Below are 22,452 nucleotides of genomic sequence, written 5' to 3' on the forward strand. Positions count from 1 at the left end.
CAGTTTTACAACTTCTATCAACGAGGGATTATATGAAAAAAAGTTTTATACACCAACAAAAAGAAATTTCGTTTGTTAAAACGACTTTCACACAATATTTAAAAGATAAATTGGACATCATTGAAGTCCAAGGGCCAATTTTGAGCAAGGTCGGAGACGGGATGCAAGATAACCTTTCTGGGATTGAACATCCGGTATCTGTAAAGGTCCTTCAAATTCCTGATGAGACTTATGAAGTCGTGCATTCACTTGCGAAATGGAAACGCCATACCTTGGCACGTTTTGGGTTTGGCGAAGGCGAAGGCCTCTTCGTCCATATGAAGGCTCTTCGTCCAGATGAAGATTCGCTAGACGCCATCCACTCTGTTTATGTGGACCAATGGGACTGGGAAAAAGTCATTCCAAATGGTCAACGCAACATCGCCTACCTTAAAGAAACAGTTGAAAAAATTTACAAGGCGATTCGGTTAACAGAACTAGCAGTAGAAGCGCGTTATGATATTGAGTCTGTCCTTCCAAAACAAATCACCTTCATTCACACTGAAGAATTGGTGGAACGCTATCCAGACTTAACTCCAAAAGAGCGTGAAAATGCCATTGCCAAAGAATTCGGAGCTGTTTTCTTGATTGGGATTGGTGGAGAGCTGGCAGATGGCAAACCACACGATGGACGCGCACCTGACTACGATGACTGGACAACAGAATCTGAAAATGGCTACAAGGGATTGAATGGTGATATCCTTGTATGGAATGATGTCCTAGGTTCAGCCTTTGAGTTGTCTTCAATGGGAATCCGTGTCGATGAGGAAACGCTTCGCCGTCAAATTGCGATTACAGGGGACCAAGATCGTCTCCAATTAGAGTGGCACAAGGCCTTATTAAACGGTCTTTTCCCACTCACAATTGGTGGAGGGATCGGGCAATCTCGTTTGGCTATGTTCTTGCTTCGTAAGAAACATATCGGTGAAGTCCAAACCAGTGTCTGGCCTCAATCTGTCCGTGATGAATATGAAAATATCCTATAAGGAAAGAAAGAGAGTGGGACAGAAATCGGTCATTCGTTAGAATTCGATTTCGTCGTCCCACCTCCGCACAGTTGAGTAGGGCTGTAAAAGCTGATGAAATCAGCGTAGTAGAGCCCACTCAACCACTGCGTCTTGCTCGACAATCCAAAAACAATTAAGAGGCTAGGACTTTTGTCCCAGCCTCTTTTAATTGTCGCTTGACCATATCAAATCGCAATTTTCTGATTTTTTTTGGTATAATGGTCCCTATGAAAATAGTATCTGGAACCTATGGGGGACGTCCCCTCAAAACACTTGAAGGAAAAACAACCAGGCCGACTTCTGATAAGGTCAGAGGGGCCATGTTCAATATGATTGGTCCTTACTTTGACGGTGGAAGAGTGCTGGATCTCTATGCTGGAAGCGGTGGTCTCTCTATCGAAGCCGTTTCTCGAGGCATGTCAGAGGCCGTTCTAGTGGAAAGAGATCGCAGAGCGCAGGAGATTATAGCAGCCAATATTGCCATGACCAAGGAAAAGGAACGGTTTCAACTGCTAAAAATGGAGGCCAAGCAGGCCTTAGGGCTTCTAACGGGCACCTTTGATCTGGTTTTTTTAGACCCGCCTTATGCCAAGGAAGAGATTGTCCGCGATATCGAAACCTTGTGCGAGCGCCATCTCTTATCAGAAAACATCATGATTGTGTGCGAAACCGATAAACATGTAGAACTTCCTGAGGAAATCGGACAAGTGGGAATCTGGAAAGAAAAAATCTATGGAATTAGTAAGGTAACAGTATATGTCAGATAGAAGTGGATTGTTTACAGGATCGTTTGATCCGATTACCATTGGGCATGTGCAATTGATCGAGCGGGCGAGCCGCTTGTTTGACCGTGTCTATGTCGGAATTTTTTATAATCCGGAAAAAGTCGGACTCTTTTCTATTGAGCAGCGCGTGCGCATGGTAGAAGGGGCCTTGGCTCATTTGGAAAATGTTGAAATTGTGACGTCGACTCAAGAGTTGGCTGTGACAGTGGCGCGTAATCTTGGTGCGGTGACCTTGATCCGAGGCTTGCGCAATGCACAGGATCTGGTTTACGAAGCCAATATGGATTATTTTAATCACCAGTTGGCTCCTGAATTGGAGACGGTTTATCTCTATGCCCAGCCTCCTTACCAGGCCATTAGTTCAACCCGTATTCGAGAGTTGCTGGCTTTTCAGCAGGATATCTCACCTTATGTCCCAGAGAGTGTAATGGAGGAAATCAAAGATGACACAAGCGAATAAACCAAGCTTGACCCCTAAAAAGAAAAAAGGACGGTTGAAAGAATACCGATGGCCGATTGCAGGAGTTCTTTTCTTGCTTCTCTTGCTAGCTGCTTTTGTGATTCGCCTTCCCTATTATATTGAGATGCCGGGAACGGCCGAAGATATTCGATCCGTCATGACAGTGGATGGAAAAATGGATACCAAGTCAGGATCCTATGATTTTGTAACCGTGGCAGTGAAAGAAGCAACTCCGGCTGATTTGATCTATGCTTGGGTGACACCTTTTACAGATATCCACTCTAAACAAGAAATGACTGGTGGCAGTTCCAGTGAGGAATTTTTCAGGATGAATCAATTCTATATGGAAACCTCGCAAAATATGGCCAAATACCAAGGGTTGAAAACTGCTGGTAAAGAGACAGAGATGGAATTCTTGGGTGTCTACGTCATGGAAGTCATGGAGGATTCTACTTTTAAAGGTATTTTAAATGTTACGGATACAGTTATCGCTGTGAATGACAAAACCTTCAAGAGCTCAAAAGAGCTCATCGAGTATGTTGGTTCTCAAAAAGTTGGGGACAAGATCTCAGTGACCTACACAGAAGATGGACAGACCAAGACGGCTGAAGGAAAGATTATTGAGTTAGTCAATGGTAAGAATGGAATTGGAATTAGCTTGATTGACCGGACAGAAGTGAAGAGTGACGTGCCAATTGAGTTTGCGACAGCTGGCATCGGTGGTCCAAGTGCCGGGATGATGTTTAGTTTGTCCATCTATACCCAAGTAGCGGATCCAGACCTTCGTCAGGGACGCCATATTGCTGGGACAGGAACCATTAACCAAGATGGAACGGTTGGCGATATCGGTGGGATTGACAAGAAAGTCGTTGCAGCAGATAAAGAAGGAGCAGAAATCTTCTTTGCTCCTAATAACCCAGTTTCTAAAGAAGAAAAGAAAGCCAATCCCAAGGCTAAATCAAACTACGAAACCGCTAAAGATGCAGCAAAACAAATCCATTCGAAGATGAAAATTGTGCCCGTCAAAACCCTTCAAGATGCCATTGATTATTTGAAAAAGAATTAGAAGTATCTTGCTAGATCAGTCTCATACTTGAAAGTACGAGGTAGAGTTAGCAGATAGGAAGATTCACCTTCTAATCAAATTCAAGTTTTTGCTTATCAATCTCTCTATTTTTAGAGGGATTTTTTCTTTATACTGGTATCAGAAAGAAAGGGAGGTAGTGAAATGATTCAAACCAGTTTGTTTTCCATTTCAGTATTCTTAGCGGGAGTTCTATCCTTTTTCTCCCCATGTATTTTGCCACTGATGCCAGTCTATGTAGGAATTCTATTGGATTCTGAACGTGTGAAGACGGTTCGAATTTTTGGAAGAGACATTTCTTGGTATGGCCTGGTGAAGACTCTTTGTTTTATCGCAGGTCTATCAACTGTTTTCCTGATTCTAGGATACGGTGCAGGGGCCCTTGGCCAGGTGCTTTATGCTCAATGGTTTCGCTATCTGCTAGGAGGGATTGTGATCTTATTGGGAATCCATCAGATGGGCCTCATCAATCTTCAGCAACTCCAAAAACAAAGGAGTATCCAACTGAAGAAGGACGAAAATCGCAATGAAGTCTTCAATGCTTTTCTGATAGGGGTCACCTTCAGTTTTGGTTGGACCCCTTGTGTCGGACCAGTTTTGAGCTCTGTTTTAGCCATTGCCGCTTCTGGAGGAGATGGGGCTTTACAAGGCGCTCTCCTGATGCTGGTCTATACATTAGGCTTGGCGCTACCCTTCTTAGTCTTGGCTCTAGCTTCTAGCTGGGTTCTACAACATTTTGCTAAACTCAAGCCCCATATGGGAACCTTGAAAAAAATTGGTGGTGCCCTCATCATCTTGATGGGTATCTTGCTGATGCTAGGAAATCTTAATAGCCTCGCATCCCTGTTTCACTAATCTTGAATGATTAAAGGAGAAAAATCATGAAAAAATTTCTTACACTTACCATTGCTACACTTAGCATCGTCACTTTAGCAGCTTGTTCTGGACAGAAATCAGATTCAGACATGAAAAAAACGGACGATAGTAGTATGATGAAGAAGGACGATATGAAGAAGGATGACATGAAGGATTCGTCCATGTCCGATGATAAAATGAAAAAAGAAGACATGAAAGATTCATCTATGATGTCTGACAGCAGTTCTGAAATGAAGGATGATATGAAAAAGGATGAGATGAAATCCAGCGATTCAGAAATGAAAGATGAAAAGAGTGAATCATCTGATATGAAATCAGACAAAGAATGAAAGAAGGGAGAGGTCATCTGAGGATGACTTTCTCCTTGTTTAAAGAGGCGATAATGATGAAAAAATTAGCTTTAGTAACTACTGGGTTCGTATGCGCTGGACTTCTGGGCGCTTGTTCAAGCCAAGGAATGGCCAATTCCAATAAAGACATGAGCCAACAAACAGCCAAGGCTGGGGCTAGGCAACCATCTGGCAAGAAAGTGAAGGATGTTAGCCTGCAAGGAGTGGATGGCAAGACCTACCGCTTATCTGATTACAAAGGGAAGAAAATTTATCTCAAATTTTGGGCTTCCTGGTGCTCTATTTGCCTGTCGACATTAGAGGATACCAATGAGTTGGCAAAAGAAGAGGCGGGTAAGGATTATGTGGTTTTATCCGTTGTAGCTCCAACTTTTAATGGTGAAAAATCGGAAGCAGATTTCAAAAACTGGTACCAGTCTTTGGATTACAAGGATTTCCCAGTCTTGCTGGATAGTAAAGGGGAGCTGTTAAAAGAGTATGGGATTCGGTCTTATCCATCGGCACTCTTTATCAATAGTGATGGGACGTTATCGAAGAGTCATATTGGCTATATGAATAAAGAGGATATCCTCAAGACCCTAGAAAACATGCAGTAAGGAGATAGACAATGGAAACAAAATGGAAAGTGTTTGCTATCCTTCTCATTGGCTTATTATCTATTGGTTTCTTTTTCTATAGTAAGGGAGCAAACGGAATGGATCAATCAGAAATAAGCACTGAGATGATTAAAAAAGCATCGATGAGTCAGACTCCAGTAGCCAAAAAGGAAACAAATGAAAAGGTTGATCCAAAGGATCAGCGTGAAATTTATTTGGCTGGTGGTTGCTTCTGGGGCGTAGAGGAATATTTCTCCCGTGTCCCAGGTGTGATTGATGCCGTATCAGGCTATGCCAATGGAAAGGGAGAAACGACCAAGTATGAATTAGTCCCTCAAACAGGCCATGCTGAAACAGTTCACATCACTTACAATGTCAAGCAGGTATCTCTGAAAGAATTGCTCCTGCATTATTTCCGGATTATCGACCCAACGTCGAAGAATCGTCAAGGAAACGATCAAGGGACTCAATACCGAACAGGTGTCTATTATGTCTCTCAAGGGGATCTTCCAACTATTAACCAAGTCTTTGAAGAGGTATCAAAAAAATACGACAAACCGTTAGCAGTGGAAAAAGAGCCACTGACCAATTTCATCAAGGCTGAAGACTACCATCAGGACTATCTACAGAAACATCCGAATGGCTATTGTCACATTGATGTGAATCAAGCTTCTTATCCGGTTATTGACGCTAGTCGCTATCCAAAACCGAGCGATGAAGAGATCAAGAAGAAGTTATCGCCCGAAGAATATGCAGTGACGCAAGAGAATGATACAGAGCGTGCTTTTTCTAACCGCTATTGGGATAAGTTTGAAGCGGGCATCTATGTGGATGTCGTAACAGGAGAGCCTCTCTTCTCCTCAAAAGATAAATTTGATTCTGGTTGTGGTTGGCCAAGCTTTAGCCGACCGATCAGTCCGGATGTGGCAACCTACAAGGAAGATAAGAGTTTCAATATGACTCGGACAGAAGTTCGGAGCCGTGTGGGAAATTCCCATCTAGGCCACGTCTTTACTGATGGACCTAAGGAAAAAGGTGGTCTTCGTTACTGCATCAATAGCTTGTCAATCAAATTCATCCCTAAAGCAGAGATGGTGGAAAAGGGCTACGGCTATTTGTTGGACTATGTCTGAGACAATTCGATCTATAATTTGCTATAATAAATATAGCAAAAACAAGTAGGTGAAAGACATGTATGCGATCATGATTGTGGAAGATGAAGAGCTTATCCGGCAGGGACTGACTTCCTTAGTGGATTATGAACAGTTTGGAATGACCGTCATCAATCAGGCAGAAAATGGGCGTGAGGCTTGGGAGAAGTTTCAAGAGCAACCAGCCGATATCCTTCTAACCGATATCAACATGCCACAAATGAATGGCTTGGATCTGGCCCATCTCGTTAAAGAGCAATCACCGTCTTGCCATATCATTTTTTTGACAGGTTATGATGACTTTGAGTTTGCGAGGAAAGCCATCAAGTTAGGTGCGGATGATTATTTGCTAAAGCCTTTCTCAAAAGATGATATTGAAGAGATGTTAGCCAAGGTGAAAGGAAAGCTAGACAAAGAGCGAAAGAAGGCGCAAGTCGAAGATTTGGTCAGCCATGGTTATTCGACAGAGTTGGAAGAAGCCATTCATGCTCGTTTAGCAGATTCGCAGTTAACCCTGAAGGATTTGGCCTATCAACTTGGCTTCAGTTCCTCTTATCTAAGTGTATTGATCAAGAAAAAATTGGGACTTCCTTTCCAAGAATACCTCATCCAAGAGCGAATGAAGAAGGCTCGCCTCTTGCTTCTCACGACAGATTTAAAGATTTATGAGATCGCCGATCAGGTTGGTTTTGAAGATATGAACTATTTTTCTCAACGCTTTAAGCAGGTTGTTGGGGTGACGCCAAGGCAGTACAAAAAAGGAGAGCATGAATGAAACGATATCCCTTGCTGATCCAGCTGGTCCTCTACTTTTTCCTCTTCATTCTCCTACTTTTTGGTCTTATCGGTAGCCTTTACTATCAAACGAGTTCAGGGGCGATCCGCCAGCTAACGGAGCGGACGACAAGAAATAGTATCGATCAAAGTAGTCAGTTTATTACGTCTTATCTAAAAAAGTTAAAGCAGACCACAACAGTTCTGAGCAAGGAACAGGCTGTTCGCCAATTTGCTCAAGATAGGAGTGCGGATCAAGAAACGGTTCAACACCTGATGCGAACGATGATTGAAACGGATCCGGACCTGGTCTCAGCGGTCTTGGTGACCAAGGATGGACGTCTGGTAGCGACAGATTCCAAAATCAGCATGCAGACTTCTTCAGATATGATGAATGAAAGTTGGTATCAAGAGGCGATTAAGGAAAGAGCCATGCCGGTCTTGACGCCGGCTCGAAAGGAATCCTTGACTTCGGAAAAAGAAAAATGGGTGGTTTCTATTACCCAAGAAGTGGTCGATCAGGCTGGTCAAAATCTCGGAGTAGTACGCTTGGATATTGGCTACGATAGCCTTCAGGCTTACTTGGATCACCTGCAACTAGGGAAACAAGGCTTTAGTTTTATCATTAATCAAAAGCATGAGTTTGTCTACCATCCTAAAAAAGCGGTCTATTCCTCCAGCCAAGAAATGCAGGCCATGCAGCCCTATATTGCTGTGACAGATGGTTATGCAAAAGGAGGGCAGAATTTTATCTATCAAGTTCCGATTCCAAATAGTGATTGGACCTTGATTGGAGTGGCTTCACTTGAAGGACTTCAGATGCTTCAGTCGCAGCTCCTGTACTCTTTTATTGGCCTAGGATTACTAGCTTTGATCATGTGTTTAATAGGGATCGGCTTTGTTCTGCGTTTGTGGATCAAACCCTTACGAGACTTTCAGACTATCATTTTGAGGATTGGAGCAGGAGATGCTCACGTGAGAGCTGCGGCCAAAGGATCTCCAGAATTGGTGGACCTCGCTCAAGCTTTTAATGCCATGTTGGACCAAATCGATAACCTCATGCAACAGGTTAAGGAAGAGGAGCAAAACGCGCGGCGTTATGAGTTACGGGCACTTTCGGCTCAGATTAATCCGCATTTTCTCTACAATACCTTGGATACGATTGTCTGGATGGCGGAGTTTAATGATAGTCGGCGCGTGGTCGACATCACTAAGTCTCTGGCTCAATATTTTCGACTGGCTCTCAACCAAGGCCAGGAACAAATCCTACTGGGAGATGAAATTGACCATGTCCGCCAGTATCTTTTCATTCAGAAGCAACGTTATGGTGAAAAGCTCAACTATGAAATTCTAGAAGATGAACGGTTGGGCGACTATCAGCTCCCCAAATTGGTGCTCCAGCCCTTAGTGGAAAATGCGATTTACCATGGCATTAAAGAGATCGATCGGCCAGGTCTCATTCGAGTGACGACTGAAGTCAGTGGAGACTACGCCTGCGTATCGATTTTTGACAATGGACGAGGGTTTGACCGATCAGATTCAACAGACCAAACCCTTCTTCATTTAGGAGGTGTTGGCTTGAACAATGTGGACCAACGATTGCATCTTCAATTTGGCGAAGCTTATCGTATGGAGATTGATTCTAAGGCCAATAGCTATACCAAAATTACTCTTTTTTTGCCCCTTTCATCATCTGATGAACATGTATAGAGACAAAGATTGCTTTCTTTGTCTCTTTTTCCTTTTGGAAACTCTCAATGTTGAATTTCAACTCTTTTCTAGTCAAATCTAACGCAAGTCATCAAATTTATGATAAAATAAAGTGTTACAGTAAATAGATTTTGATGAAGGAACACTATGCGAAAAGAGATTGACCCTGAATTATATAATTACAATAAATTTCCTGGACCTGTCTTTCATCAGGTAGGAGACCAAATCCGTTCAGAAAACCTCTCCTTTGAGCTCTTGAAAAATGAGAAGGAAGCTTTTGATGCGACTGTTTTTGGTCAGCGATTTTCTGAAATTTTAACCAAGTTTGATTACATTGTTGGTGATTGGAGCAATGAGCAGTTGCGCTTGCGTGGCTTCTATAAGGAAGAGCGCGATGTTGCAACGATGGACAAATTAAGTCGCTTAGACGATTATTTGTTAGAGTATTGTAGCTATGGGTGTGCTTATTTTGTCCTTGAAAATAAGGAGCCTCATCGTGCTTCTTTTGATAAGAAATCACCGGTCAAAAAGGCTCAATCAGAAGCAAGAGAACCTAAAAAGCGTTCGCGCAATCGCAAACAAAAAGATCGTTTCCAAAAACGAGAACGCGAAAAGGGACAGCCAGCGAAAAACTCGAAAAAAACAAGATCGTCTGCTGAGACTAAAAAGGCAACGAAGTCGGACAACAAACGTCATTTTGTGATTCGACAAAAAGAGGAGTAAAAAAGAATGAAACCATCCATTTATAGTTTAACACGCCAAGATATGATTGATTGGGCGGAAGAAAATGGCGAAAAGAAATTCCGTGCAACACAAATCTGGGAATGGCTCTATCGCAAACGCGTCCAGTCCTTTGAAGAAATGACCAACCTATCCAAAGACTTAATTGCGAAGTTAAATGATCAGTTCGTCGTCAACCCACTTAAGCAACGAATCGTGCAAGAGTCAGCAGACGGAACAGTCAAATACCTCTTTGAATTGCCAGACGGGATGTTGATTGAGACTGTCTTGATGCGTCAGCACTATGGTTTATCTGTCTGTGTAACGACTCAAGTAGGATGCAATATCGGTTGTACCTTCTGTGCTTCTGGTTTGATCAAGAAACAACGAGATTTGAATAATGGGGAAATTGTGTCTCAAATCATGTTGGTTCAAAAATACTTTGATGAACGAGGCCAAGATGAGCGGGTCAGCCATATCGTTGTCATGGGGATCGGAGAACCATTTGACAACTATAACAATGTCTTGAAATTTATCCGGACGGTCAACGATGACAAGGGATTAGCGATTGGTGCTCGTCATATTACCGTATCAACTTCTGGTTTGGCCCATAAAATTCGTGACTTTGCAAATGAAGGTGTGCAGGTCAATTTGGCAGTGTCTCTTCATGCTCCAAATAACGACTTGCGCTCTAGCATCATGAAAATCAACCGGGCTTTTCCAATTGAAAAATTGTTTGCGGCGATTGAATACTATATTGAGACTACGAACCGTCGGGTGACCTTTGAGTACATCATGTTGAATGAAGTCAATGATGGGGTTGAGCAAGCCTTAGAGTTGGCAGAATTGCTCAAGAATATCAAGAAATTGTCTTATGTTAACTTGATTCCTTACAATCCTGTCAGTGAGCATGACCAATACAGCCGGAGTCCAAAAGAACGGGTCATGGCATTCTATGATACCTTGAAAAAACATGGTGTCAATTGTGTAGTCCGTCAAGAGCACGGTACAGATATTGATGCTGCCTGTGGCCAATTGCGTTCAAATACCATGAAACGGGATCGGGAGAAAGCAATTGTTCAACATGCGCAACCTTAAACAAGGGCTGATGGATCATACAGAACTAACAAAAAGAGGAAGAAAGCTGTTACGGAGTAGCAGCTTCTTCTATTTTATCCTCTTGTGTCTGATGTGTTTTTTGCCCCAACAGCCAGAGCCAGGTATGGAAACACCGGGGATTCAACATTTCGGTCGCATCGTCGTCTTGCTAGTTCCTCTTAATTCGGTGATGAATCTTGGCCAGATTACCAGTCTCATCCAACTCATTAAGGTCATTCTCCAAAACGTAGCCAATATCTTTTTGTTAAGCCCGCTGGTCTTTCAACTCCTCTGGCTATGGCCCAGGTTGAGGAGTCGCAACCGGGTTTTACTCTTTGGCTTTGGTCTAAGTCTATGGATTGAATGCAGCCAAGTTCTGTTAGACCTCTTGTTTGATGCCAATCGTGTCTTCGAGCTAGATGATTTGTGGACCAATACCTTAGGGGCTTATCTGGCTTATTTAGGCTTTCAGTATCACCGAGCACGATTGCTAGCAAAAAATGGGGAAATGTAAAATCCGAACATTTCAGCCGCTTTTTAAAATTTTTGTTGACAAAGTCAGAAGCGGGAGCTATAATAGCTTCAAGACATCAGAAAAGTAGAGGTTTTTCTCACTTCCAGGGAGCTTGTGGTGATTGTGAACAAGCAGTGGTGAATCTTGAAATGGGCTGATGCGTTTATGATGATGAATTTGAAACAATAAAAATTCGGTGAGCACACCTTATCGTGCACCCTGTTGTTAGACAGGTCAGAGATGTAGGAGAAAGACTATCTTCCTACAATGGAGGTGGCACCGCGGTATCGAATCGTCCTCACACAGATTTTTCTGTGTGAGTTTTTTTGTATCTCAAAGGAATCCAGTGAGACTGCAGCTCCAAGGACCAGCGAGAGAGAAAAAAGATCATAAACAGAATTGAAGAGATAGAAAAGAGGACACAATCATGACAGACACAAAAGGATATTTCGGACAATTTGGTGGATCTTTCGTACCAGAACCTATTCAAAACTTGCTCGATCAATTAGAGGCAACCTTTGAACAGTATAAAAATGACCCAGAATTTATCACAGAATACAAACATTATCTGAAAGATTATTCTGGACGGGAAACACCGCTCTACTTTGCGGAAAGTTTGACAGATCATTTAGGTGGGGCGAAAATTTATTTGAAGCGCGAAGACTTGAATCACCTAGGTTCTCATAAATTGAATAACGTCTTGGGGCAAATCCTCTTGGCCAAACGTATGGGCAAAACGCGCGTGATTGCTGAAACAGGAGCCGGTCAACACGGTGTGGCTACAGCAGCTGCAGCAGCTAAATTTGGTATGGCCTGTGATGTTTACATGGGAGCAGAAGATGTGGAACGCCAACGTCTCAATGTCTTCCGTATGGAAATGATGGGGGCAACCGTCCATGCGGTTGAAACAGGTACTAGGACCTTGAAAGACGCTGTTGATGCTGCTTTTGGAGCATGGATGGCAGACCTCGATGCCTTTTACGTTTTGGGTTCTGCTGTTGGCCCTCACCCTTACCCAACCATTGTGCATGAATTCCAAAAGGTGATTAGTGAAGAGTCTAAACGTCAAATCTTGGAAAAAGAAGGTCGTTTGCCAGACTATGTCATTGCCTGTGTCGGTGGGGGATCCAATGCCATCGGTGCCTTCTCCCAATATGTAGGTGATGAAGAAGTCAAATTGGTCGGTGTTGAAGCGGCAGGTCATGGTTTGGATACTGATCAGCACGCAGCGACCATGACCAAGGGGACAGTTGGAGTTGTCGATGGCATGAAGACCTATGCTGTCTTTGGAGAAGATGGAAAAGTAGCGCCAGTGTACTCAATCTCTGCTGGTTTGGACTACCCAGGGGTTGGTCCAGAGCATGCCTTCTTTAAAGACTCTGGTCGTGTTGAATACGTAGCAGCGACAGATGATGAAGCAGTTCAAGCCCTTCTTCTTCTCAGTAAGACAGAAGGGATCCTCCCAGCTATCGAAAGCTCACACGCGATTGCAGAAGCGGTTAAACGTGCTCCAAAACTGGATAAAGACAAGATCATCATCATTAATGTTTCAGGACGTGGGGATAAGGACGTAGCTGCTATTGCAGATTATCTAGAAGCGAAAGCTGCAAAATAAGAAGAACCTATCAGCAAAACATTGTATAAAGCAGTAAAGCATGATAACTGAGAAAGAGACAGGGAACAAAGGGAATCCGGTCTCTTTCTTTTTTGAGGGCAAAAACGAGGATCCCTAAGATAGATGCGATCTGAATGAGAAAGAGGATCTTGCTTGGGGAAAAGGTCAGCGAAAAGGTGGCTAGTAAGAGAAAATCCCCTGCCCCCATTCCGATAAAGAAAAAGTGAGCCCCTAGCGCAAGGAGTAAAAAGACTAGCATGAGGAGATTGCCACCTGAGAAAAGGAGAACCAGGGCATGGAGGCAGCACCAGATGACCACGGGGTATTCCAGAAAACGAAGGTCGTATATGCCTAAGATAGCAGCCCCCAGTAGTGTTAGAAGTTGAGACAGAGAAAGGTGGCTGTTGGCACAGGCTAAAAAGAGAAGACCGCTCCAGACCTCAAAAAGGCAGTACCAAACAGGATAGGTCTGATGACAATAGCAACAACGAAAACGGTGGATGAGTTGTGAGATGATAGGGATGAGGTCCCAAATTCCAAGGACATGCTGACAATGGTCGCAATGACTGCGAGGAACGAGGATGGATTGGTTGGGAAAGCGATCGACAACTAGTCCCAAAAAAGAGGCGATGCAAGTACCAATGGTAAAAAAATAAAAGTTGATCATACTTATTTATTCGTAAACCAATCGAAAAATTTCCTCATTTACTTGAAAATCTTGTAAAGCCTTTCTAAATTTGATACAATAATGAACATGAAAAACCTGTATGATGTTCAACAATTTTTAAAACGTTTTGGAATCATCATTTATGTGGGGAAGCGCCTCTATGACATCGAATTGATGAAAATTGAGCTTCAACGTCTTTATGATGCTGGCCTGATGGAACGGCTCGATTATATAGAAGCTGAAACTGTTTTAAGAAGAGAGCACAAGCAAGAATTAGAATTTTTGAAAAAGAGTGAGGTAGAGTAATGGGAAATATCATTTTTTGGTTGGTTGTTTTAGGATTGTTTGGATGGATGGCCTTTAATTATTTCCGCATCCGTAAAGCTGCCAAATTTGTGGACAATGCAGAGTTTGAAGAGCTCATTCGTCAAGGGCAGTTGATTGACCTGCGAGAGCCAGCTGAGTTTCATGCTAAGCATATTTTAGGAGCGCGTAACATTCCTTCTACTCAGTTGAAGTTGAGCCTTGCTGCCTTGCGCAAGGACAAACCAATTTTGCTTTATGAGAATAGTCGGAGTTCTCGTGTGACCAACGCAGCTCTCTATCTTAAGAAACAGGGCTATACAGACATCTATGTCTTGTCTTATGGTCTTGACTCTTGGAACGGAAAAGTGAAAAAAGACGCTTAATAAAAAGAGCTCTAACTGCACCAAGTGTGTAGTTAGAGCTCTTTTTATCTCGTTTTTTCAAGGTAGTCTTTGATCCAAGCAAGTTCAATGTCATTCAGAAGTCGACTTTCACCAGGAGCTAACTGAGGATCCAAGGTGAAAGGACCAAAAGACAAGCGTTTTAAGGTCATCACTTTGACCCCGATGGCTAAGAACATTTTTTTCACTTGGTGGTATTTTCCTTCTGAGATTTGGACTTGGGCCTTGCTGTAGTTGAAACGACTCTCTAGGATAGTTAAGGAGGCAGGTTTGCAGATGGGGCCGTCTTTGAAGGTAATGCCGTCCTGAAATTGCTCAATGTGAGTTGTAAGGAGTGGACCGTTGACTTCTACCTCATAGACTTTCTCCACATGGTATTGAGGATGGAGCAGTTGAAAACCTAAAGGACCATTATCTGTGATCAGGAGCAAGCCACTGGTATCGCGATCGAGGCGCCCAAGTGGATAGAGATCTGGATATTCTTGTTGGGGATCCACCAGCTCGATGACTGTTGGATGCTGGGCATCTCTTTTTGCAGTCACGGCTCCGATTGGTTTATGGAGCATGTAGTAGTGGTGACGCGGTTCATGAATGGTCTTTGGTCCTATTTGAATCTCTTGGAGTCCAGGATCAATATTTTGTGATAGCTTTTTAGCAGGTAGGTGATCGACCAAGATTTGTCTTTTTGCAAGCAATTGTTTGATGTCTTTTCGAGCATACTGGTGACTTGCCATCAATTGATCTAATCTCATGGGCACCTCTTTTTCTGAAAGTTTTGTAACCAGTGTATCATGAAAAGAAAAGGAAATCGAGTCGGAGAAAAGAAATGAGGATGAAAACATTTACAACTAGCTGAACTGTGTTTTTTAAACAGGACTGTGGTATAATTGTTCAGTTAGAAATATTATTTAAAATTATATAGAGGAAATCATGACAAAATTAAGAGAAGATATTCGTAACGTTGCGATCATTGCCCACGTTGACCACGGAAAAACAACCTTGGTAGACGAATTGTTGAAACAATCGCATACCTTGGATGAACGCAAAGAATTGCAAGAACGTGCAATGGACTCAAACGATATTGAAAAAGAGCGCGGAATTACGATCCTTGCGAAGAATACCGCCGTTGCTTATGACGGAACTCGCATCAATATCATGGATACTCCAGGACACGCGGACTTCGGTGGAGAAGTGGAACGGATCATGAAAATGGTCGATGGTGTTGTTTTAGTCGTAGATGCCTACGAAGGAACCATGCCACAGACTCGTTTCGTATTGAAAAAAGCCTTGGAACAAGATTTGGTTCCAATCGTTGTGGTGAATAAAATCGACAAGCCATCTGCTCGTCCAGCAGAAGTAGTGGATGAAGTCTTGGAACTCTTTATCGAGCTTGGTGCGGATGATGACCAGCTTGATTTCCCGGTTGTTTATGCATCTGCGATCAATGGAACCTCTTCACTTTCAGATGATCCAGCAGATCAAGAAAAAACCATGGCACCGATCTTTGATACCATTATCGACCACATCCCTGCTCCAGTTGATAACTCAGATGAACCTCTTCAATTCCAAGTATCGCTTCTTGACTACAATGACTTTGTAGGTCGTATCGGTATCGGACGTATCTTCCGTGGTACTGTAAAAGTCGGGGACCAAGTAACCCTTTCTAAATTGGATGGAACGACTAAGAACTTCCGTGTTACCAAACTCTTTGGTTTCTTTGGCTTGGAACGTCGTGAAATTCAAGAAGCTAAAGCGGGTGACTTGATCGCTATTTCTGGTATGGAAGATATCTTCGTTGGAGAAACGATCACACCGACAGATGCAGTTGAAGCTCTTCCAATCCTTCGCATTGATGAACCAACACTTCAAATGACCTTCTTGGTGAATAACTCACCATTTGCTGGTCGTGAAGGAAAATGGGTGACCTCTCGTAAAGTTGAAGAACGCTTGCAAGCGGAATTGCAAACAGACGTATCTCTTCGTGTTGACCCAACAGATTCACCAGATAAATGGACGGTTTCAGGACGTGGGGAATTGCACTTGTCTATCCTAATCGAAACCATGCGTCGTGAAGGGTACGAATTGCAAGTATCTCGTCCAGAAGTTATCATCAAGGAAATCGATGGTGTCAAATGTGAACCATTTGAGCGCGTGCAAATCGATACACCAGAAGAATACCAAGGATCTGTTATCCAAAGCCTTTCTGAACGTAAAGGTGAAATGTTGGATATGGTAGCTACTGGAAATGGTCAAACTCGTTTAGTCTTCCTTGTTCCAGCGCGTGGTTTGATTGGCTACTCAACAGAGTTCTTGTCAATGACACGTGGTTACGGAATCATGAACCACACCTTCGACCAATACTTGCCAGTGATTCCAGGTGAAATCGGTGGTCGTCACCGTGGTGCTCTTGTTTCGATCGATAACGGGAAAGCAACCACATACTCTATCATGTCCATCGAAGAACGTGGTACCATCTTTGTCAACCCAGGTACAGAAGTTTACGAAGGAATGATCATTGGGGAAAACTCTCGTGAGAATGACTTGACGGTGAACATCACGAAAGCGAAACAAATGACCAACGTTCGTTCAGCGACCAAAGACCAAACAGCGGTTATCAAGACTCCTCGTATCTTGACTTTGGAAGAATCTCTTGAGTTCTTGAACGACGATGAGTATATGGAAGTAACACCAGAATCCATCCGTTTGCGTAAACAAATTTTGAATAAAGCAGAACGCGAAAAAGCAAATAAAAAGAAAAAATCAGCTGCAGCTGAATAATACGAAAAGAAAGGAGAAACAAAATGGTCTATTTTATCTTAGGGATTTTGATTCTCCTTTTTTACCTTTTTATGACCCCAAAAAGTATTCGTGGCACCTTGAACAGTGTCACCATGGTGGTCTTGATCGTCTCAATTATTGTTTTAACTTGTCTGGCCATTTTTCAGATCTTCCAACTACCGTCCGAGTTTTTTGTCGGCGCCTTTCTAGCCTTTGTTGGCTATCTGGCTTTGGTAGATATTTCCAGAATGACAACCAAACAGAAAAAATAAACAGTGACGTGATTTTTAAAGCCCTTTGGGCTTTTTAATTTTGCTAAAAAAAGGTAAAATAGAGGGTGATAAAAATGGAGCGACAAAAATATGAAATTTGTGAAACAATTTGAAAATAAAAAGGTTCTTGTATTAGGTTTGGCCAAATCGGGTGAGTCAGCAGCCCGTTTGTTGGATCAGCTAGGAGCGATTGTGACCGTCAATGATGGCAAACCCTTTGAAGAAAACCCAGCAGCTCAAAGTTTACTAGAAGAAGGAATTAAAGTCGTTACAGGAGGCCACCCTCTGGAGTTGTTGGATGAAGACTTTGCGCTTATGGTCAAGAATCCAGGAATTCCTTATTCAAACCCGATGGTTGAAAAAGCGCTGGAAAAAGGCATCCCAGTCCTTACTGAAGTGGAATTAGCTTACTTGGTTTCAGATGCGCCGATCATTGGGATTACAGGATCAAATGGAAAAACGACGACGACAACCATGATCGGTGAAGTCTTGACAGCTGCCGGCCAAGGCGGTCTATTGTCTGGAAATATTGGTTTTCCAGCTAGTCAAGTTGCACAAACAGCGACAGAAAAGGAAGTCTTGGTCATGGAATTGTCTTCTTTCCAATTGATGGGGATTGAAGCTTTCCATCCGGAGATTGCAGTGATTACCAACCTCATGCCAACCCATATCGACTATCATGGTTCTTTCGAACATTATGTAGCTGCCAAATGGAATCTTCAAAAGAATATGACAGAAAAAGATGTCATTGTCTTGAACTTCAACCAGGACCTGGCCAAGGAACTTGCTACAAAAACCAAGGCAAGGGTCCTTCCATTTTCAACGGTCGAAAAAGTGGATGGGGCCTATTTGGAAGATGGACTTCTCAAGTTTAAGGGAGAAGTTGTTATGCGCGCGGATGAGATCGGCGTTCCAGGTAGTCACAATGTAGAGAATGCCTTGGCAACGATTGCTGTTGCAAAAGTCCGTGGAGTGGAGAATGAAGTCATTAAAGAAACCTTGTCAGCCTTTGGGGGTGTCAAACACCGTCTTCAATATGTGGATGAAATTCAAGGTGTTAAATTCTACAATGATAGTAAATCGACCAATAGTTTAGCCACACAAAAAGCTCTTTCTGGTTTTGATAACAGCAAGGTTATCTTGATTGCAGGAGGGCTCGATCGTGGCAATGAGTTCGATGACTTAGTGCCTCACATTGCTGGTCTAAAAGAAATGGTGATTCTAGGGGAATCAGCTCCTCGAGTGAAACGCGCAGCCGATAAAGCAGGCGTCCCTTATGTCGATGCAGCAGATGTGGCAGATGCGACAAAGAAGGCCTTCGAGTTGGCCAGTCCTGGAGATGTTGTCCTATTAAGTCCTGCCAACGCCAGCTGGGATATGTATCCGAATTTTGAAGTGCGTGGGGATGAATTCCTTGCTACAGTAAAAGGGTTTAAATAAGATGAAAAAAATAATGTTTACAGGCGGAGGAACAGTGGGCCATGTGACCCTTAATCTCCTCTTGATTCCAAAATTTATCGAAGATGGTTGGGAAGTCCATTACATAGGCGACAAAAAAGGAATTGAGTACCAAGAAATCAAGAAGTCTGGCTTAGACGTGCGCTTCCATTCAATTGCAACGGGGAAATTGCGCCGCTATTTCTCTTTCCAAAATATGATGGATGTGTTCAAGGTGGCTTGGGGAACGCTCCAGTCCATAGCAATCCTGCTTCGTGTGCGTCCACAAGTTCTCTTCTCCAAAGGGGGATTTGTCTCGGTTCCACCAGTGATCGCAGCCCGACTCACGCGTGTTCCTGTCTATATCCATGAGTCCGATCTTTCTATGGGATTGGCCAATAAAATAGCCTATAAATTCGCTACCAAGATGTATACGACTTTTGAGCAAGCTCATGGTTTAACAAAGAGTGCGCATATCGGTGCGGTCACTAAGGTTACAGATCAGAAGCCGGCAACTTCGGATCTACTGGATGAGAAAACAAAAGGATTCCGGCAAGAGTTACCAACCCTTCTATTTGTTGGAGGATCAGCAGGTGCGCGTGTCTTCAATGAATTTGTGACAGAACATCAAGCAGAGCTTTTACAGCACTACAATATCATTAATTTGACGGGAGATCCTACTTTGAATCAAGCAGAAGGGGGTCTGTATCGAGTGGATTATGTAACCGATCAGTACTTACCAATGCTCCAAAAGGCGGATTTAGTGGTGACAAGAGGCGGAGCCAATACCCTATTTGAACTCTTGGCCATGAATAAACTCCATTTGATTGTACCGCTAGGAAAAGGAGCCAGCCGTGGAGATCAGCTTGAAAATGCCCAATATTTTGTGAATAAAGGCTATGCAGAACAACTGCAAGAAGATCAATTAACACTTAAGACCTTTAACGAAACCATTCAAGAAATGTTGAAGCAGAGTCAAGTCTACCATCAAGCAATGGAAAAATCGACAGAACTCTTGTCACTGGACGATTTTTATGGCCTGCTTCAAAAGGATATCAGTAAGGGAAAAAATGACTGAGGACAATAAAAAAACACCCAAGGAAGACAAGATTACAGAATTGTCAGCCTGGCAAAAAAGAAACAAAGAATATTTAGAAAAAAAAGCCCTAGAAAAAGTCGAGGAGGCTGAAACAGAAGAGCTGGAAAGCGAAGAAGTTGCAGAACTTTTAGAGCAAGATGTGGATTCCGCGACAGAGGATGATCTAGAAGAATCAGATGTGGAAATTGAATCTGAGCCTGAAACAGGGCCAGTATCAGAAGGTTCAGATGCTGAAATGCCTGATTCGGCTGTAGAGGACCTAGATATTCCAGAAAAGCAGGGGAAAAAGCCTTCCTTTTTCAATCGTTTGAAAAGAAATAAACCGAAGAAGGAACCTACGGTTGCAAAACGGCATCTCTATCGTGCTCTTCCTGTTATCGGGATCAGCTCAATCGTAGCTCTAGTCTCGATCTATTTTCTAAGTCCCTTGTCTACACAGAAAGTGATTGAATTTTCAGGGAACAAAGCTGTTGACCAGCAAAAATTGTATGAAAAAAGTCGCATCAAAGAAGAAGATTATACTCTTACGACCTTCCTTCATAAGTCGGTCTATGAACAGAATATGAAAACAACTAGTCCATGGATCAAAGAGGTTCACATGCATTATCAATTCCCTGTGACCTTTAAAGTCAATGTGACAGAACACAAAGTGGTGGCCTATTATGTGACGGGAGAAGATCACTATCCAGTATTGGAAAATGGGGAAGTAGTAGAGGCAGTAACACCTGCTTCAGAATTACCATCCTCTTATATCAGTTTGAAATTTTCAGATCGGGAATTGGTTAGACAGTTTGTTCAACAAATGAAATCCATTTCGTCTTCGATTAAGGATAAAATTGTATCGGTTGATTTGACACCGAGCAAGGTCACGAAAGACCTGATAACCATTACCATGAAAAATGATAATAAAATCTTGGTTCCGGTTTCCCAAATTACCCGTAAGTTGCCTTACTACAAGACAATCAGTAAGCAATTGGACGATGATTCAACGATCGATATGGAAGCTGGAGTTTTCAGCTATAGTGAACAATCCATTGCAGATGCCAAAGAGCAAGCTGAAAAAGAGAAGGCTGAAAGTACAGAAAATCAAGCTGAGCATTCTGAGGAAGCGACCCAAGAGCAGAATGTAGAACAGAATACAGAGGGAGAAAATTCTTCTGGAAATGTGGAAACCCCATAAATTATCTCAAATAATTGTAGAAAAAATATCCATTTTAGGCTTCTTTGTGTTATAATGAAGTTTGGATAGTTCCAACTAAAAGGGCTATAAATAGATGTAAAGTGAAAACAAAAAAAGAGAGAGGACTGGTGTAATGGCTAGAGACGGCTTTTTTACAGGTTTAGATATCGGTACTAGTTCAATAAAAGTATTGGTGGCAGAACATGTCAATGGAGAAATGAATGTAATTGGAGTCAGCAATGCAAAAAGTGCTGGCGTCAAAGATGGAATTATAGTAGATATCGAAGCTGCTTCAAATGCAATTAAAAATGCAATCAGCCAAGCTGAAGAAAAAGCAGGGATTTCAATCAATCTAGTCAATGTTGGGTTGCCTGCAAACTTACTACAAATTGAAGCAACTCAAGGAATGATTCCAGTCACAAGTGATTCGAAAGAAATCACAGATGCAGATGTTGAAAATGTTGTCAAATCTGCTCTTACAAAAAGTATGACACCAGATCGTGAAGTGATCACCTTTATTCCTGAAGAATTCACAGTAGATGGTTTCCAAGGAATTCGCGATCCACGTGGAATGATGGGAATCCGACTTGAAATGCGTGGTCTTCTTTACACAGGACCTCGTACAATCTTGCACAATTTGCGTAAAACGGTTGAACGTGCAGGTTTACAAGTTGAAAATATCATCATTTCCCCACTTGCTATGATCAAAACAGTCTTGAACGAAGGCGAACGTGAATTCGGAGCAACTGTGATTGATATGGGTGGTGGCCAAACAACAGTAGCATCTGTTCGTAGCCAAGAACTTCAATTTACAAATATCTACCAAGAAGGTGGCGATTACGTTACCAAAGATATTTCTAAAGTATTGAAGACTTCTCAAAAATTGGCAGAAGGATTGAAGTTCAACTACGGTGAAGCCTATGTGCCATCTGCTGGAAACGAAGTATTCCATGTAGAAGTCATTGGTGAAGTAGAGCCAGTTGAAGTGACTGAGAAGTACTTAGCTGAAATCATTTCAGCACGTATCAAACACATCTTTGAGCAAATCAAGCAAGACCTTGAGAGAAGACATTTATTAGATCTTCCTGGTGGTATTGTCATTATCGGTGGAGGTGCGATCCTTCCAGGTGTTGAAGAATTGGCTCAAGAAGTCTTTGGTGTAAATGTGAAATTGTTTGTTCCAAATCAAATTGGAATTCGCAATCCAGCTTTTGCCCATGTAATTAGCTTGTCTGAATATGCAGGCAATTTGACAGATGTGGATATTATTGCTCAAGCTGCGGTTCATGGAGATGAAGTCTTGCGTCAACAACCGATTCAATTTGATCGTCCAGTGCAACCACAAGTACAACCACAACCTGCTGCTCCAGCACAACCGGTAGTACCTGCGTACAATGCTGAGAAGATTGAATCTCCAGTAGATGCTCAAGAAATTCCAGTAGCAAGCAATGATCAGAAACAAGAACCCAAAACTACATTCACAGACCGAATGAAAAATTTGATCGGTAATATGTTTGATTAAGGAGTGTAAGT

24 protein-coding genes and 1 other annotated feature are annotated in these 22,452 nt (G+C 42.6%); of the genes, 22 read left to right on the forward strand and 2 right to left on the reverse strand.

Going from position 1 to position 22,452, the window contains the following annotated elements:
• Window positions 1–32 precede the first annotated feature (32 nt).
• From asnA to trpB, 14 genes are all read left to right on the forward strand, one after another.
• Window positions 33–1,025 carry an aspartate--ammonia ligase gene (gene asnA / locus HMPREF9186_RS09095; protein WP_009732373.1) on the forward strand — a complete coding sequence of 331 codons (993 nt, stop codon included), beginning with the start codon at window positions 33–35 and terminating at the stop codon, window positions 1,023–1,025.
• 248 nt (window positions 1,026–1,273) lie between these two features.
• Entirely contained in the window at window positions 1,274–1,813 is a 540-nt protein-coding gene (gene rsmD, locus HMPREF9186_RS09100) for a 16S rRNA (guanine(966)-N(2))-methyltransferase RsmD (RefSeq protein WP_009732374.1), read from the forward strand.
• Window positions 1,803–2,291, forward strand: a complete 489-nt coding sequence (coaD, locus tag HMPREF9186_RS09105) for a pantetheine-phosphate adenylyltransferase (protein WP_009732375.1) — start codon at window positions 1,803–1,805, stop codon at window positions 2,289–2,291. The genes rsmD and coaD overlap by 11 nt, the downstream gene beginning before the upstream one ends.
• Window positions 2,275–3,357, forward strand: a complete 1,083-nt coding sequence (locus HMPREF9186_RS09110) for a SepM family pheromone-processing serine protease (RefSeq protein WP_009732376.1) — start codon at window positions 2,275–2,277, stop codon at window positions 3,355–3,357. The genes coaD and HMPREF9186_RS09110 overlap by 17 nt, the downstream gene beginning before the upstream one ends.
• Window positions 3,358–3,519: 162 nt before the next feature.
• On the forward strand, window positions 3,520–4,230 hold the full coding sequence (gene ccdA2, locus HMPREF9186_RS09115; protein WP_009732377.1) for a thiol-disulfide oxidoreductase-associated membrane protein CcdA2: 711 nt from the start codon (window positions 3,520–3,522) through the stop codon (window positions 4,228–4,230).
• A gap of 26 nt (window positions 4,231–4,256) precedes the next feature.
• Window positions 4,257–4,580: a hypothetical protein gene (locus HMPREF9186_RS09120; RefSeq protein WP_009732378.1), complete on the forward strand. Its 324-nt coding sequence runs from the start codon at window positions 4,257–4,259 to the stop codon at window positions 4,578–4,580.
• A gap of 56 nt (window positions 4,581–4,636) precedes the next feature.
• Window positions 4,637–5,197 (forward strand): redoxin family protein, encoded by a 561-nt coding sequence (locus HMPREF9186_RS09125; RefSeq protein ID WP_037614227.1) that lies wholly within the window; start codon window positions 4,637–4,639, stop codon window positions 5,195–5,197.
• A gap of 11 nt (window positions 5,198–5,208) precedes the next feature.
• Window positions 5,209–6,330 (forward strand): peptide-methionine (R)-S-oxide reductase MsrB, encoded by a 1,122-nt coding sequence (gene msrB / locus HMPREF9186_RS09130; RefSeq protein ID WP_009732380.1) that lies wholly within the window; start codon window positions 5,209–5,211, stop codon window positions 6,328–6,330.
• Between the two features lie 58 nt (window positions 6,331–6,388).
• Window positions 6,389–7,123 carry a response regulator transcription factor gene (locus tag HMPREF9186_RS09135; protein WP_009732381.1) on the forward strand — a complete coding sequence of 245 codons (735 nt, stop codon included), beginning with the start codon at window positions 6,389–6,391 and terminating at the stop codon, window positions 7,121–7,123.
• A complete protein-coding gene (locus HMPREF9186_RS09140) occupies window positions 7,120–8,832 on the forward strand; it encodes a cache domain-containing sensor histidine kinase (protein WP_009732382.1) in 1,713 nt (570 codons plus the stop codon). The genes HMPREF9186_RS09135 and HMPREF9186_RS09140 overlap by 4 nt, the downstream gene beginning before the upstream one ends.
• Before the next feature lie 147 nt (window positions 8,833–8,979).
• On the forward strand, window positions 8,980–9,555 hold the full coding sequence (locus HMPREF9186_RS09145) for a YutD family protein (protein WP_009732383.1): 576 nt from the start codon (window positions 8,980–8,982) through the stop codon (window positions 9,553–9,555).
• A gap of 6 nt (window positions 9,556–9,561) precedes the next feature.
• Entirely contained in the window at window positions 9,562–10,650 is a 1,089-nt protein-coding gene (gene rlmN / locus HMPREF9186_RS09150; protein ID WP_009732384.1) for a 23S rRNA (adenine(2503)-C(2))-methyltransferase RlmN, read from the forward strand.
• Window positions 10,637–11,164 (forward strand): VanZ family protein, encoded by a 528-nt coding sequence (locus tag HMPREF9186_RS09155; protein ID WP_051035318.1) that lies wholly within the window; start codon window positions 10,637–10,639, stop codon window positions 11,162–11,164. Before rlmN ends, HMPREF9186_RS09155 begins: the two co-directional genes overlap by 14 nt.
• 67 nt (window positions 11,165–11,231) lie before the next feature.
• Window positions 11,232–11,467: a binding site (T-box leader), on the forward strand.
• 124 nt (window positions 11,468–11,591) lie between these two features.
• Window positions 11,592–12,779 carry a tryptophan synthase subunit beta gene (trpB, locus tag HMPREF9186_RS09160; protein ID WP_009732386.1) on the forward strand — a complete coding sequence of 396 codons (1,188 nt, stop codon included), beginning with the start codon at window positions 11,592–11,594 and terminating at the stop codon, window positions 12,777–12,779.
• 10 nt (window positions 12,780–12,789) lie between these two features.
• On the opposite strand, the gene HMPREF9186_RS09165 is transcribed toward trpB, so the two are convergent.
• A complete protein-coding gene (locus HMPREF9186_RS09165) occupies window positions 12,790–13,446 on the reverse strand; it encodes a prepilin peptidase (protein ID WP_037614204.1) in 657 nt (218 codons plus the stop codon).
• Between the two features lie 87 nt (window positions 13,447–13,533).
• Between HMPREF9186_RS09165 and HMPREF9186_RS09170 the strand changes: the two genes are divergently transcribed.
• Complete coding sequence (locus HMPREF9186_RS09170) at window positions 13,534–13,752, forward strand: YqgQ family protein (protein WP_037614205.1); 219 nt, start codon at window positions 13,534–13,536, stop codon at window positions 13,750–13,752.
• Window positions 13,752–14,135 carry a rhodanese-like domain-containing protein gene (locus HMPREF9186_RS09175; protein ID WP_009732389.1) on the forward strand — a complete coding sequence of 128 codons (384 nt, stop codon included), beginning with the start codon at window positions 13,752–13,754 and terminating at the stop codon, window positions 14,133–14,135. Before HMPREF9186_RS09170 ends, HMPREF9186_RS09175 begins: the two co-directional genes overlap by 1 nt.
• Window positions 14,136–14,179: 44 nt before the next feature.
• On the opposite strand, the gene HMPREF9186_RS09180 is transcribed toward HMPREF9186_RS09175, so the two are convergent.
• The gene (locus tag HMPREF9186_RS09180) at window positions 14,180–14,905 is read right to left on the reverse strand and encodes a 16S rRNA pseudouridine(516) synthase (RefSeq protein ID WP_009732390.1); all 726 of its coding nucleotides are present in this window, start codon (window positions 14,903–14,905) and stop codon (window positions 14,180–14,182) included.
• A gap of 178 nt (window positions 14,906–15,083) precedes the next feature.
• Here HMPREF9186_RS09180 and typA point away from each other — a divergent pair, with 178 nt between their 5' ends.
• The 6 genes from typA (at window position 15,084) to ftsA (ending at window position 22,441) form a co-directional block, all read left to right on the forward strand.
• Entirely contained in the window at window positions 15,084–16,931 is a 1,848-nt protein-coding gene (gene typA, locus HMPREF9186_RS09185; RefSeq protein ID WP_009732391.1) for a translational GTPase TypA, read from the forward strand.
• Window positions 16,932–16,954: 23 nt separating this feature from the next.
• Window positions 16,955–17,203, forward strand: a complete 249-nt coding sequence (locus HMPREF9186_RS09190) for a DUF3165 family protein (RefSeq protein ID WP_009732392.1) — start codon at window positions 16,955–16,957, stop codon at window positions 17,201–17,203.
• A gap of 90 nt (window positions 17,204–17,293) precedes the next feature.
• Complete coding sequence (gene murD / locus HMPREF9186_RS09195) at window positions 17,294–18,643, forward strand: UDP-N-acetylmuramoyl-L-alanine--D-glutamate ligase (RefSeq protein ID WP_009732393.1); 1,350 nt, start codon at window positions 17,294–17,296, stop codon at window positions 18,641–18,643.
• Between the two features lies 1 nt (window position 18,644).
• Window positions 18,645–19,718, forward strand: a complete 1,074-nt coding sequence (locus HMPREF9186_RS09200) for a UDP-N-acetylglucosamine--N-acetylmuramyl-(pentapeptide) pyrophosphoryl-undecaprenol N-acetylglucosamine transferase (protein ID WP_037614206.1) — start codon at window positions 18,645–18,647, stop codon at window positions 19,716–19,718.
• A complete protein-coding gene (locus tag HMPREF9186_RS09205) occupies window positions 19,711–20,919 on the forward strand; it encodes a cell division protein FtsQ/DivIB (protein ID WP_009732395.1) in 1,209 nt (402 codons plus the stop codon). Before HMPREF9186_RS09200 ends, HMPREF9186_RS09205 begins: the two co-directional genes overlap by 8 nt.
• A gap of 133 nt (window positions 20,920–21,052) precedes the next feature.
• Entirely contained in the window at window positions 21,053–22,441 is a 1,389-nt protein-coding gene (gene ftsA / locus HMPREF9186_RS09210; RefSeq protein ID WP_009732396.1) for a cell division protein FtsA, read from the forward strand.
• Window positions 22,442–22,452: the final 11 nt, after the last annotated feature.

Origin of the sequence: Streptococcus sp. F0442 (assembly GCF_000314795.2) — a bacterium.
Taxonomy (GTDB): domain Bacteria; phylum Bacillota; class Bacilli; order Lactobacillales; family Streptococcaceae; genus Streptococcus.

Coding starts and splice junctions, on each gene's coding strand:
- msrB (WP_009732380.1), top strand. CDS start 5,209: ATGGAAACAAAATGGAAAGTGTTTGCTATCCTTCTCATTGGCTTATTA.
- rsmD (WP_009732374.1), top strand. CDS start 1,274: ATGAAAATAGTATCTGGAACCTATGGGGGACGTCCCCTCAAAACACTT.
- murD (WP_009732393.1), top strand. CDS start 17,294: ATGAAATTTGTGAAACAATTTGAAAATAAAAAGGTTCTTGTATTAGGT.
- HMPREF9186_RS09200 (WP_037614206.1), top strand. CDS start 18,645: ATGAAAAAAATAATGTTTACAGGCGGAGGAACAGTGGGCCATGTGACC.
- HMPREF9186_RS09175 (WP_009732389.1), top strand. CDS start 13,752: ATGGGAAATATCATTTTTTGGTTGGTTGTTTTAGGATTGTTTGGATGG.
- coaD (WP_009732375.1), top strand. CDS start 1,803: ATGTCAGATAGAAGTGGATTGTTTACAGGATCGTTTGATCCGATTACC.
- asnA (WP_009732373.1), top strand. CDS start 33: ATGAAAAAAAGTTTTATACACCAACAAAAAGAAATTTCGTTTGTTAAA.
- HMPREF9186_RS09170 (WP_037614205.1), top strand. CDS start 13,534: ATGAAAAACCTGTATGATGTTCAACAATTTTTAAAACGTTTTGGAATC.
- typA (WP_009732391.1), top strand. CDS start 15,084: ATGACAAAATTAAGAGAAGATATTCGTAACGTTGCGATCATTGCCCAC.
- HMPREF9186_RS09180 (WP_009732390.1), bottom strand. CDS start 14,905: ATGAGATTAGATCAATTGATGGCAAGTCACCAGTATGCTCGAAAAGAC.
- HMPREF9186_RS09125 (WP_037614227.1), top strand. CDS start 4,637: ATGAAAAAATTAGCTTTAGTAACTACTGGGTTCGTATGCGCTGGACTT.
- HMPREF9186_RS09145 (WP_009732383.1), top strand. CDS start 8,980: ATGCGAAAAGAGATTGACCCTGAATTATATAATTACAATAAATTTCCT.
- rlmN (WP_009732384.1), top strand. CDS start 9,562: ATGAAACCATCCATTTATAGTTTAACACGCCAAGATATGATTGATTGG.
- trpB (WP_009732386.1), top strand. CDS start 11,592: ATGACAGACACAAAAGGATATTTCGGACAATTTGGTGGATCTTTCGTA.
- HMPREF9186_RS09155 (WP_051035318.1), top strand. CDS start 10,637: ATGCGCAACCTTAAACAAGGGCTGATGGATCATACAGAACTAACAAAA.
- HMPREF9186_RS09135 (WP_009732381.1), top strand. CDS start 6,389: ATGTATGCGATCATGATTGTGGAAGATGAAGAGCTTATCCGGCAGGGA.
- HMPREF9186_RS09205 (WP_009732395.1), top strand. CDS start 19,711: ATGACTGAGGACAATAAAAAAACACCCAAGGAAGACAAGATTACAGAA.
- HMPREF9186_RS09140 (WP_009732382.1), top strand. CDS start 7,120: ATGAAACGATATCCCTTGCTGATCCAGCTGGTCCTCTACTTTTTCCTC.
- HMPREF9186_RS09165 (WP_037614204.1), bottom strand. CDS start 13,446: ATGATCAACTTTTATTTTTTTACCATTGGTACTTGCATCGCCTCTTTT.
- ccdA2 (WP_009732377.1), top strand. CDS start 3,520: ATGATTCAAACCAGTTTGTTTTCCATTTCAGTATTCTTAGCGGGAGTT.
- ftsA (WP_009732396.1), top strand. CDS start 21,053: ATGGCTAGAGACGGCTTTTTTACAGGTTTAGATATCGGTACTAGTTCA.
- HMPREF9186_RS09190 (WP_009732392.1), top strand. CDS start 16,955: ATGGTCTATTTTATCTTAGGGATTTTGATTCTCCTTTTTTACCTTTTT.
- HMPREF9186_RS09120 (WP_009732378.1), top strand. CDS start 4,257: ATGAAAAAATTTCTTACACTTACCATTGCTACACTTAGCATCGTCACT.
- HMPREF9186_RS09110 (WP_009732376.1), top strand. CDS start 2,275: ATGACACAAGCGAATAAACCAAGCTTGACCCCTAAAAAGAAAAAAGGA.